Below are 11,502 nucleotides of genomic sequence, written 5' to 3'. Positions count from 1 at the left end.
GGATACATGAGCAAGCGGCAATTGCTTGATATTCAGCGTAACTATGAAGAGCAGCGTTTCCAGATACAAACTACCGCTCAGCAAGCGCGCATCGACGCAATGAAGGGCGACCCCAATTATGACCCGGTCGCCTTGCAGAAGCTGCTGGATCAAATGGCGGAGATTCAGTTCAAACACGCGCTCGACGTGGAAAAGATCAATTCCGCCATGCAGCTCGACGTCAAGGAAAAGTGGGACGGCATCCTTTTCCCCATCAAGGATGCATTCGACCGCACCATCAACGGGATGATTCAAGGTACTTTGACATGGCAAAAGGCGCTGCTGAATATTGGTGACAACGTCGCGGCTTCGTTCGTCAAGTCAGGGATCAACATGGCGACAGCCTGGGCGGCCGCTGAACTCCGGAAGACGGCAGCAACCCAGACAGGTACCATGATGCGGGCACTCTTCGAAAAGATGGGCTTGCTTTCTACGGTAGCCGCACAGGGAGCGGCGTCAGCAGCAACCGTTACGATTAAAACGGGGGAGGCTATTGCGGTAGTTGGCGCGAATGCGGCAGAAGGTGCGTCAGGTGCGGCTGCTGCGGTCGCTGATATTCCAATTGTAGGTCCTGCCCTGGCGGCGCTAGCCTTCGCTGGGACTATGGCAATGATATTGGGCGCCAAGGGTCAGATAGCCTCGGCCGAAGGCGGCTATGACATTCCCGCCGGTATAAATCCAGTCACTCAACTGCATGAGCGCGAAATGGTGCTACCTGCCGAGCACGCGGATGCAATTAGAAATATGACCGGCGGCGGTGGAACCATAAATATTCATACCACAGGCGGCGATTTCATTCATAAAAATGACCTGGCCAAGCTATTGACGCAGCTAAATCGAAATTTTGCATGGAAGCGATAAGCCCCTCTGAAGCCCCTTCTAAGCCCCTTTCAAGCGGTTCGGTTAGTCGGTGAGTGCGTAAACCCCGACAGCTTGCAGCGATAGTTTCCTTTCGCGTGGCAGGTAAACAAACCCTCAGCTCCAAAGGCTGGGGGTTTTTAATATGAGGGAAGGTGGGCATAAAAAGTCCCCGGCTTTTCCCTTGGACACCGTGCGCTTCCCTCTTTTTTCACATCCGCAAAATGAAAAATCAGAAATAAGCTCGGCAGGTTGGTATAACTTGCCCTTGTTTTAGCTACAATATCGGTTAAAAACCAATGCAGATAAACAATTTGTTACGCCTGAATTAAATATAAGGAAATGACGTGAGCAATAACTTTGAAGACATAAAGATAGTATCTTTGAACGACAAATTGTCGGTAAGCGCCGACCCTAAATCCGAGCAGCTTATGTATATAGTCTTCGACTTGTCTTCACCTGCGCCCGGAAAATGGGCCGACTATTTTAATAGTCGGTGGTCATCTAAAATGTACGGATTCGATAGAACTGCTAACGTTTCCGGAGAACGTTTAAAAATTCGCTGCACACCTGATGAACTGAAAAAAGAGCTTTTGGCAGCTCTTAAGCATGCAATTACCCAGGCGAATTCCTACTATCATGAAATGCTCGATTCGCACCAGAAGGCGAGTGAGGCTCAAGCCGCTAAAGTGGAAAGGCAAAAGGCGCAGTTGGCAGAGCTGAAGAAAAACCTTACATTTGATTGATTAACATCAATCCCATGGATTGATGGGGGCATAAGTGGGGGCATATTTATTAGGAAGTTTTTCAGACCCTTTATTCATGCGGTATCACAGCCTTATTCGATTGTCCTCGTCTCCACCAATAAGATGTTCCACCAGTTCCATGAAGTCCTAGAAGCCCGCGTCCAGCGGGCTTTTTCATTGGTTATATGTTTTATCCCGTCCAAGCTAGTTCTATTGAATTCCGCGCCTAAAGGGGGAATAATTTAATAATAAATAATCCCAATTCAGAATCAATGCCCCCAGTCAGGTTTTTGTCATGAAATGATGTGGCGGTGCGCAAGGCCAAGCCCTACAAGATAGCGGACGGTGGGGGCATGTACCTTGAAGTGATGCCGAACGGTTTGGCTGATGTGGAGATGTTCTACATGACGCTTCCATTGCTTTCAACGAGATGTGTTGCGTCATTTCAGACATCCGGAAGAAAGATGGTGTTGAGAGCCACGTTTGGAAAACTCCAAGCCCATAGATTCGGCGATGCCTATAGACTTGCGCGCCCAGATAAAAGCAGAAACCGAGGAGAGGGCGGGAGAGCTGGAGTTGCTGCGTGAGTCCGATTGATTGTGGGAGGCCAGATGCCCACGCAGCAAAGCGTATGTTCGTTATAGAGTGTGAGAATCATCGCGACGCGTTTCGGTTTTTCGGCTGATTGTCTGTCCGAAGAAATAGCCAAGCAGTACAAGAAACGAGTTTTCGATGATATTTGTAGTCGGCACCCCGGCGAACATTGCTATTAAAAGCGCCAATCCGATTAAAACAAGAAGTAATGCTCCAACAACAGAAGCAATTGACTCTCGTTGAAGCAATTCTTTCCAGATTGCCGCCCTTTCTTTAAAAACTTGAATTTGCCATTCTGCTTTAATCTGCTCCCCTGTTTTTACCGCAGCCTGCTTTTGAGCACTATCTATATCGTGCGCCGTTTGGCTTAATATTTGGATCTTCTTCTCGCTTTCATCTATTTCTCCAAGGAGCTTTGTCTTCTCAGACGAGTCCACTACGTATTTTTCTACTATCTTGAGCGTCCCTATCTTTTCTGCTTGTAATTTCTTGATTCGTTGAATTATAAGTGCTTTTCTTGCGAGAAGTGCAGTCCCTGCATCTGCCACGATACCTTTCGCTTCATCCTCTACAAATCTTCCATCTGAAGTTCGATTAAGTCGAACAGTTCCAAAGGATTTTTTATCTCTTAGCGCATTATCGATTTCAGCGAGGCTTTTTTCCAATTCTTCAAGCGACTGTTTCTCTATAACGCTCTTGGACAGGTTCCTTTTCTCAAGTTCGCTTTCAAAGTGTTTACTCACTGCATCTGCGAAGCTTGTAATCGTATTGAAGCTATCTATTAGCCATCCTCCTGTTCCCATTACCGTCTCCAAATTATCTCGTTATTATGATTAAGTACATGAGCAGACCGTTTTCCTATCCGATGTGTCGACCTGGAACATCCACGTTATAAACATAGCTGATAGTTGTAGCTTTTTCCTAAAGAAAGTCGCTTGCGAATTGCCCTGATTATCCGATTAATTTAGTCTACTATTACATGTGCAGTTTGAGAAATTGGTTGTGATTGGAACGGTTATAGTAGGCTCGACTGAATAATTTTATGATGATTCATAATGAATGAAAACTTTTGATTTCTACGATCGAGGCTCCGATCGTCCCTGGATTAACCCGATGCTCACCAACACGGTGATAGTCGGGCATACAACGGCCACCAGTACCAAATTATGGATGCGCGCCTACCAGCCGAACAGCTATCGTATGCTGCTATGCCCCGAACCCATATTGAATCATGGAGAGGTTGCCACCGATTGGAACCCGCAAACGAAGATTGAAAACGGAAAAGAGATTTTTTTCCTTGAGAATGCGAATAATGGCGATACACGCGGGATTGCGAATGCCTTGCTCACAGATCAGGCGGACTTGGCGTTTGAGCACGACATCACGAAAGTCTGGGAAGTCGATGGTCTGCAACCTGGTCAGCGCTATTATTACGCGGCCTTTGCCCTGAACCTGAAGACAAGAAAAACCCCGTGGGAAATCGCCCCGGATAATAAAGTCAATCGTTTTAAAACACAGAGCGGCTCGCAGGATTCCATGACTTTTGGCCTCTTCAGTTGCCATATGCCATACAGGAAAAATTCGTTCGACCTCGTGAATATTCACATGTGGGATCGGTTCGGCGGCGAACTTGATCAACGCAGCGGCGAATTTATCCTGGGCGTCGGAGATCAAGTCTACGTTGATGGGAATTCCAATGTCAGCATATGGGAGTGGCTGAAAAAAATCCGCAAAGAATTCATGCGAGAAGTAAAGCCGGAAGATCGTGTCGAGGTGATGCGCTCGTGGTACCGGGATATTTACCGGGGTTATTGGGGTCATCGACAACTACGCAATGTATTCTCGCGCTTTCCGGTTTATATGATGTGGGATGATCATGAGATTCTGGATGGCTGGGGCTCTTACAATGCCAAGGAAAGGCGGAATCTCCTCGACTCCTGGTGGGACTGGGGTGACGATAGCGAGAAACTCCTGCTCCTCAACCAGATGTATGAGGCCGCCAAGCTTACTTATTACGAATATGGCCATTCGCACAATCCTGACACATCAACGGATCAATTCGACTATCCTTTCACTTGGGGCACGGCGGCGTTTTATGTTCTCGACATGCGTGGACAGCGCGACTATACCCGTACAACCGACGATAAAATTCTGGGCAAGGCCCAGATGCAGCGCTTCAAGGATTGGCTTGAGTCCGATGCCGTCAAGAACGCAGAGTCGATTTTTGTGGTTTCGCCAGTACCCGTCGTGCACGCAAAGAGCTTCGTCGTCAATTATCTCGATGTTCTCAGAGTGGCTGACGATATGCGCGATGAGTGGGAGCACGAGAGTAACTGGGTGGAGCGCGATGTCCTGCTGGATGCCGCCTTCGCCGCAGCGAAGGATAACGGAAAATCACTTTATTTTCTGAGCGGTGATGTGCATATCGGCGCGGCGTTCCGCATGACTCATAAGAAGTATCCGGATGCCACCGTTTATCAGTTGACATCGAGCGCCATAACCTACGATCTGCCATGGGCAAAAGCTTCCGCATTGGCATTGGTTGTCAACGATCATGGTCTATTGCAGAGAGATAAGGACAATAGCCAACCTAATGTTGCGTTCCAGTTGCTCATGGAGCCTTGCAAGACCAACAATTTCGCGATTATTAATGTTCAGCGCAATGATCAAGGCAAGACTGCAGTGAATTGGGATCTTTACGGTTCCGCGGAGCAGCGCGCGACCGTCACCAAGTTGGAGCGACTGGTGTTGATTTGATCCAGCTTGTAACGCAGCGCAAAAAGTAGGATAAACCTTAATATGTAAGGCAAGGTAGTGAAAAAATTTATTGAGATGGACGCTGTTGGCCTGGCCCGCAAGCCTTAAAAAACGACATTTCAATGAGATCGGCTTTGGCTCTGCGCGGGAGGCTACGCGCAACCAGATCAAATGTTGCCTTCCAGTGGCTGTTGAAGGTGATCTTCATCCCGTCAAAAAAGGGGCGCAGAAGCGGCCCGCGCACACAGCATGTACTGGCGGTCGAAAACATCCTCATTATTCCAGCGGCAAGAAAAAAGGCGCAGGCAACACCAAAAACGGCAATGCCTACCTGGTGTGGGCTTTTATTGGCTTTCATTGAAGCAGCCAACTTTGCCCGGCGTTTCAGCACTGCTTGATCCACATGGGTGACAGGCACGACTCGATCGTAGCCAATACTAAGGAAACGGGTTCGACTGGAAACAACAAACAGGTCTGCAAAAAGAAAAAAAATAGCAGTCAGAAAAACAGCAGGGGAAATTTGGTTTCGCCCTTGATTCAGAACCGGCTAATGGGTGACCCCATAGATTCCCGTAAGACTCTACCAGAAGCCCTGCAATCGATTTAAATGGAGGGGCGGCTTTCCGTCTATTGACGAGGTAGATATAAATCAGCTTGAATGCTAAGCAAATTTAGAAAACGCTACCCTCCAAGAGGTATCAGGGCGAGGGCAGAGCATCCAGATCGGTCCATGTAACATGGAGTTCGTAATCACCAGCCGAAGCCTCGGGATGATCTTTTTGAAGCAACTGCATTGCTGTGGTACGTATTTCTTCATCATCAGATACTGCCTGAAGGATAACCGGGCCAATACTAGGTTTGGTTCCGTCCTTCGATTTCAGTGAATATTCTAATTGGCGCATGTGTTTCTCCGTTGGTTAGGATCTCCGCTGATTGATTATCCGGGTACAAAGGAAAATATCAACATGAATCACGGGGCGGCAAGGTGGAAAGGCGCATAATCCGTTGCTTCCAGCGCCTAAGCTGCTTGGCGTAAGAAACTTACCGGGCGTGGAAAGAAAACAAATAAGTATCCAGATCTTGCGTTACTGAAGCTCATCTTAAGTGTGTTAGCATCTGACAGATAATGTCGGAACTTTTAACTCTGACGCGGGGTGACGGACCAAAACAATACTACTCGGGATAGGTTCTGGGTATAGATGGTTGGCGAAAGCGATGTAAAGCGATTCAACCAGCGACTACGCAAAGTGCTGGAATTTAGAATCCTTTAAGGTATCCTTCGGGGTGCCGTGAGCTGCATCAAGCAACTGCTAGTTGTTGCACTTATTTGAATCCGCGCCATATTAATGATTTTTAAAGAGGATGGAATGTAATGAGTTTCAAATATATTGTATTTATTATTACCCTTAGTGCCACGTTGATTAGTTGTGGTGGCGGAGTTCCCGAAGTAAATTCAACGAATTGTTCTGGCGTAGGAATGCAGTCGGTACTTACAACTTTCGACAGTGAAGCTGAGCGGCAAGCATTTATTGATAAATGCCAATCTTTTGCAGGAAAATAAAGCTCGGGACATGCTCCCAACTTGAGTGCGTTGTCATCACCGGAACAGATCGCCACTCTTGGGCACGTTATTTCTGGTCAGCCGCAATGGCGTAAACTTCCCACTCCGATCCGGCAGTAACCCGTGCTGCCATGCCTTCCAGCATGTGCGCAGCGGGTGGACGTATGAGCAACAAGTAAAGCGGATGGGCAAGGTGCTCTGCACTGGCCACGTTCCTTCTTTGGTGTGACGGTATTACATTCTTACAAAGCGCACGGCTCATTTAAGAATACTAAAGTAGTCACGGACTAAATATTGCTGCGATCCGGTATAGAAGTAGTCTGGATTAGCTCGGGCTTGAGTTTAAGTGAGCGCGCACGCCGCAACAGTGCCGGCAGGTCTACCCAGCAAAGGATGCATTACCGCTGAAGTCGCGCCTACAACAGGTGCTAGTGGCGGCAACGGAAAGTTCCGAAACGAGCAGCAGCAATATGTAACCACGCGTAAGAATTCGCCGGATCCTGTCAATTGACGCTCAAACATGGCGCCTGTATATTAATCTGGAAATGTGATGCGGATGAATTTGACATTCAGAGGCCTTGTTTGAGAAGCGGGACCAACCGCATCCAGGATCAGTTTAGTATGGAATTCCCGATGAAAGTAAAGCCTGACTAACTTCAGGAACGCAGAGCCTTTTCTTAACTTCAGCTATTTTTTTGCCCTGTCTCTTTATTGACCTCAGCGCCGTGGTGCGGAATATACATATATTCTTTCGGCCAGTTCGATCACTATGGATAGAGAGTAGCGCCGCTTGAGTGGATATCGGTTGAGCATAATCAGGGATTCAAATGAATGATGCATGGGCAGCGTTGAAGGCGGATACATTTCGGCAGTACGGAGAATTTAGCTGGCGTTGCCTTCTCAACGGTGTTGTAAGCAGACGGGCTTTTCGGGTGGTTGTTACAATGCGGCTATGCCAGATGGCTTATTCTTCTCGCGGATCACTTCGAGTTTTTCTGCTGTTTTTCAGGATGCTTCATCAATTAAGCACGCAGTTGGCGGGACTGGATCTTTCGTGGAGAACGGATATACAACCTGGTTTGGCGATTACGCACGGTTGGGGTTTAGTCATTAGTCCAAATGCGCGCATCGGAAAGAACGTTACGTTGTTTCACGGTATCACCCTTGGCGCGCGCCACCGTATTGCGCCAGATGGAGAACGACTGGTTGAATATCCGGTATTAGAGGACGAAGTTTGGATTGGCCCGCACGCTATCGTTGTAGGCGGCGTGACAATTGGTCGCGGCAGTCGAATTGCCGGGGGCGCATTTGTTACCGAAAGCGTGCCACCGCGCTCAATTGTCAGTGGTAACCCCGCCGTTATTATAAAAAGCGATTGCGTTCCTGATGTAAGTTTTCCTGCGCCGGTTTGATGTAGTGTCCGCCATTCTGATAGAAGAATTAGAAACAGCTCTGGGCCATTCGACGTCCTGCAAAGGCGGCCGCCTGGCTCATTCAAGAATGCCGAAGTAGTGACGGACTAAATATTGCTTCGATCCGGTACAGAAGCAGCCTGGATTAGCTCGGTTTTGAGTTCTAATGAGCGCGTGCGCCACAACACTGCCAGCAGACTACCCAGCAAAGAATGCATTACCGCTGAAATAGCACCGACAACAGGCGCCAGCGGCAGCAACGGGAAGGCCTGCTTGGCCAGCACAATGGCAAGCCCGGAGTTTTGCATGCCGACCTCAATGGAAATTGTGCGGGCGGTCTGGCGCTCGCAGCCCAGCATCCAGGCGAAATTGTAGCCAAGCAGGAAACCTCCTCCATGTAGCAGCGCAACGGCGAGAATCAGTTCGAGGCCATGGCTCAGTATGGCTTCTGCATTGGCGGCAAACACCACGGCACAGATGAAGCACACCCCTATCACCGACAGCAGCGGCGCCATCGGCATCACGCGCATGACCAGGCGCGGAATGTAGCGGTTGAGCAGGATGCCCAGCACGACGGGGATAATCACGACTTGCAGGGTCTGCGTGAACAATAGCCAGGTATCCACGGGGACCATGGTTCCCGCAAGGAATCTGGTCAGCAACGGTGTGAGGACGATAGCAGCCAAAGTGGAGCAGACTGTCATTACCACTGAAAGCGCTACATCCGCATCTGCGATATAGCTCACCAGGTTTGAAGCCGTACCGCCGGGGCAGCAGCCCACCAGGATCAGGCCTACGGCAAAGTGCGGCGGCAGGTTCAGCACATTAGCCACGCCCCAGGCCAACAAAGGCATGATCGTATACTGGCCCACAAAACCGATCGCCACCGCCCTCGGCATGCGGGCGATTCTGCGGAAATCCTCAAGGGTCAGTGTCAGCCCCATACACAGCATGATGAAGGCAAGGACCAGGACCATTACGGAGCCCTGATTCATAGCCACCAACCACGCCGGCCAGCACAGGGCGATTGCCCCCGAGAGAATCATCCAGACCGGGAATAGAAGGGTCAGTTTCTGGAGCATGGCGGTGGGGGAAAAGCCTCAGCCTTTGGTCGGAGCAGACCGTGAGAACAGGATTGTGTAATGCTGCGCGTGGCGGCTGATCAGCCGGGTGCAGTTCAAACCCGCTGCTCCAGCCATCTCCTGCAAGGTTGAAAGGCATTCAGGGTAATCGTGGTCATGGACATGGGTACAGGCTTCCTCCAGTTGATCCTGTGGCACGTGCGTCCATTTCTCGCGCATGAATTTCAGATAGCCGTCCAGATAGCTTTCCCGGTCCTGATTTTCCTCCCGCACGACATCCACCAGGATCAGCCAGCCGTTTTCCGAAAGGCAGCGCCCCGCAGCGCGGAAAAAACGTGCTTTCTCATCGGGCATCAGGTGATGAATCGCAAATCCCGTGAAGAGGATATCCCAGGTTTTCCCCGTCGACTCTACTGCTTCCAGAAGGTCTCCATGGGTCAAAATGACCTGGCCGGTCAATTCCGCAAGGTACTCGCGCGCCTCTGCCAGCGCCGCTTCGGACAAGTCCACCCCTTCATACAACGCGGGGGGCGATCGCTTCAGGCAGGGCGTCAGGTAGCGTGCATTGCCGCAGCCCAGATCCAGCAGACGATAATGTTCCTTATCGTTTCGCAGCTCCAGTAGATCCCTGATCCCGCTATATATCTCATGGTGAAACATATAGTTGTGTTCGGTGAGCAAGTCATAAAGCGACCAGGAGCGTGTGAAGATGGTGGTGGGTTCGGCAGAAGTCATGAGCTGGCGGTTAGTAATCTGGATCGCACTTTACAATATACCGAGGCTCAAAGGTACCCTTATTGCCATACCGATCAGCGTTGAGCTCCGGCATCAAGCGATTTTGAAATTATCGATGAGCGAATTTCAGGCTTCCTTGACGCGTTGGCCGGAATGACCTACAAAACATAGTAGAGCAAGGGAATGCGGCATCGAAATCTAATATTTTTTTCCTGCCGGATAAATGAATAACGGCTGTTCTTGATAAAAATGAGGCAAAAAATATGCTGGAGCACATCTACTACCATATTGGCATAGTCGCTCGTGATTATCATGAAGCCGCCGAGCACTACTCGAAGGTGCTGGACGTAAAATTTACCGAACCCGCAGAGAGTGTCGTGTATATCGAAAATCCAGAAACACAACAGGCGGAAACCATAAAACTGACCGCGATGTACTCCCGAAACCGCCCGCCCTATCTGGAACTGCTCCACGCCACCGGTAATGGAATATTTTCGGAAAAGAACGCAGGGCAAATTCTCTACTTCGGCATCTGGGAATCAGATATAGAAGGCAAAATAGAAGAATTAAAGCAGCAAGGTATCGGCATTGAAGCAATTCTGCGCTCGGAGCCCGGCAAGCGTGCTCACGCGATTATTACCGCACCAGACAAAATGGGTGTGCGTATCGAATACGTAAGCACGTTATTGCGACCTGTTACCGAAGCGTGGGTGCTCACCGGCAAGCACCCGGGTCGCCAGCATTAACATCAGACAGAGTCGCTCACCAATAAGGTTTGCGGGAAACCTCTGAGCAAGCTTGCGATTTCCCCCATCATCACGTCGGCATGCGCTTTTTCCCTAAAAGTGCAATACTTTCCAGATGGTCACCGCAACATTCCGGTTCTACGAGGAACTGAACGATTTTCTCGCGCCAGAACGGCGCAAGCGCGAATTTGCTTGCCCTTGCGCCCGAGCGGCGACGACCAAGCACATGATAGAAGCGCTGGGCGTGCCCCATACCGAGGTCGAATTGGTGCTGGTCAATGGAGAATCGGTAGGTTTCGAGCGGTTATTGAAAGATGGCGACCAGGTCGCGGTTTTTCCCAGGTTCGAGATGCTCGACATCACCCCCATGTTGCGAGTGCGCGAGAAACCCTTACGCATGACGCACTTTATTGCAGACGCCCACATGGGCGGGCTCGCCCGCTTACTGCGCATGGCAGGCTTCAATACGCTTTACGATAACAATTTCCAGGATAGCAAAATAGAGGCTATCGTCGCGCGCGACGGACGCATTCTGCTTACGCGTGACCGCGAACTGCTCAAGCGCCGCACCATAACCCATGGGTGTTACGTGCACGCATTAAAACCAGCGCAGCAGTTGCGCGAAATATTCGGCCGGCTGGATCTCGCGCGAAGCGTACGGCCGTTTACGCTATGCCTGGAATGCAATACGGCATTGCATTCCATTGACAAAACAGAAGTGCTGATGCGTATTCCACCCTTTATACGCGAGCATTTCAATTACTTCAGTACTTGCGATACTTGCCAGCGTATTTTCTGGAAAGGTTCGCACTGGCAGCGCATGCTTGCCCTATTGGATGAGTGCATGGCGGGCAGCCAATCCTCCTGAACAATTTACATAGGCGATTTTTGAAAATCGAGCTGTCCGCCTGATCGAATAAAAAGCTTCTTGTCGCGTAACATTACACCGATGTTCGTCGTGTTCCCCATTCG

Annotated in this window: 13 protein-coding genes; 8 read left to right on the top strand and 5 right to left on the bottom strand. The window is 49.8% G+C overall.

The window, feature by feature from the left end; all coding sequences use genetic code 11:
- Both BUA28_RS16010 and BUA28_RS14750 read left to right on the top strand, forming a co-directional pair.
- Positions 1-900, top strand: a 900-nt coding sequence (locus tag BUA28_RS16010; protein WP_218587277.1) for a hypothetical protein, incomplete at its 5' end; no start/stop codon positions are given.
- A 344-nt stretch (positions 901-1,244) separates the two neighbouring features.
- On the top strand, positions 1,245-1,643 hold the full coding sequence (locus BUA28_RS14750; RefSeq protein ID WP_072768879.1) for a hypothetical protein: 399 nt from the start codon (positions 1,245-1,247) through the stop codon (positions 1,641-1,643).
- 638 nt (positions 1,644-2,281) lie between these two features.
- Here the strand turns inward: BUA28_RS14750 and BUA28_RS14740 are convergent.
- Positions 2,282-3,040, bottom strand: coding sequence for a hypothetical protein (locus BUA28_RS14740; RefSeq protein WP_072768877.1), 759 nt, complete (start codon positions 3,038-3,040; stop codon positions 2,282-2,284).
- A gap of 256 nt (positions 3,041-3,296) precedes the next feature.
- Between BUA28_RS14740 and BUA28_RS14735 the strand changes: the two genes are divergently transcribed.
- Both BUA28_RS14735 and BUA28_RS16005 read left to right on the top strand, forming a co-directional pair.
- Positions 3,297-4,994: an alkaline phosphatase D family protein gene (locus tag BUA28_RS14735; protein ID WP_072768876.1), complete on the top strand. Its 1,698-nt coding sequence runs from the start codon at positions 3,297-3,299 to the stop codon at positions 4,992-4,994.
- A gap of 184 nt (positions 4,995-5,178) precedes the next feature.
- Entirely contained in the window at positions 5,179-5,355 is a 177-nt protein-coding gene (locus tag BUA28_RS16005; protein ID WP_178298064.1) for a hypothetical protein, read from the top strand.
- 337 nt (positions 5,356-5,692) lie between these two features.
- Here BUA28_RS16005 and BUA28_RS14725 read toward each other — a convergent pair whose 3' ends face one another.
- Complete coding sequence (locus BUA28_RS14725) at positions 5,693-5,896, bottom strand: hypothetical protein (RefSeq protein WP_072768874.1); 204 nt, start codon at positions 5,894-5,896, stop codon at positions 5,693-5,695.
- A gap of 470 nt (positions 5,897-6,366) precedes the next feature.
- Between BUA28_RS14725 and trbK the strand changes: the two genes are divergently transcribed.
- On the top strand, positions 6,367-6,555 hold the full coding sequence (gene trbK / locus BUA28_RS14720; protein ID WP_072768873.1) for an entry exclusion lipoprotein TrbK: 189 nt from the start codon (positions 6,367-6,369) through the stop codon (positions 6,553-6,555).
- A 67-nt stretch (positions 6,556-6,622) separates the two neighbouring features.
- On the opposite strand, the gene BUA28_RS16000 is transcribed toward trbK, so the two are convergent.
- Positions 6,623-6,766, bottom strand: coding sequence for a hypothetical protein (locus tag BUA28_RS16000; protein ID WP_176767783.1), 144 nt, complete (start codon positions 6,764-6,766; stop codon positions 6,623-6,625).
- A 799-nt stretch (positions 6,767-7,565) separates the two neighbouring features.
- Here BUA28_RS16000 and BUA28_RS14715 point away from each other — a divergent pair.
- The gene (locus tag BUA28_RS14715) at positions 7,566-7,967 is read left to right on the top strand and encodes a serine O-acetyltransferase (RefSeq protein ID WP_218124731.1); all 402 of its coding nucleotides are present in this window, start codon (positions 7,566-7,568) and stop codon (positions 7,965-7,967) included.
- A gap of 107 nt (positions 7,968-8,074) precedes the next feature.
- Here the strand turns inward: BUA28_RS14715 and BUA28_RS14710 are convergent, their stop codons facing one another.
- Both BUA28_RS14710 and BUA28_RS14705 read right to left on the bottom strand, forming a co-directional pair.
- The gene (locus BUA28_RS14710) at positions 8,075-9,049 is read right to left on the bottom strand and encodes a bile acid:sodium symporter family protein (protein ID WP_072768871.1); all 975 of its coding nucleotides are present in this window, start codon (positions 9,047-9,049) and stop codon (positions 8,075-8,077) included.
- Between the two features lie 18 nt (positions 9,050-9,067).
- Positions 9,068-9,784, bottom strand: a complete 717-nt coding sequence (locus BUA28_RS14705) for a class I SAM-dependent methyltransferase (protein WP_072768870.1) — start codon at positions 9,782-9,784, stop codon at positions 9,068-9,070.
- A 263-nt stretch (positions 9,785-10,047) separates the two neighbouring features.
- Between BUA28_RS14705 and BUA28_RS14700 the strand changes: the two genes are divergently transcribed.
- Positions 10,048-10,530: a VOC family protein gene (locus BUA28_RS14700; protein WP_072768869.1), complete on the top strand. Its 483-nt coding sequence runs from the start codon at positions 10,048-10,050 to the stop codon at positions 10,528-10,530.
- 115 nt (positions 10,531-10,645) lie between these two features.
- On the top strand, positions 10,646-11,398 hold the full coding sequence (locus BUA28_RS14695; RefSeq protein WP_072768868.1) for a Mut7-C RNAse domain-containing protein: 753 nt from the start codon (positions 10,646-10,648) through the stop codon (positions 11,396-11,398).
- Positions 11,399-11,502: the final 104 nt, after the last annotated feature.

Source organism: Nitrosospira sp. Nsp11 (assembly GCF_900142705.1).
Taxonomy (GTDB): Bacteria; Pseudomonadota; Gammaproteobacteria; order Burkholderiales; family Nitrosomonadaceae; genus Nitrosospira.
Note: the sequence above shows the minus strand (reverse complement) of the source record. Positions and strands in the feature narration are given on the sequence as shown.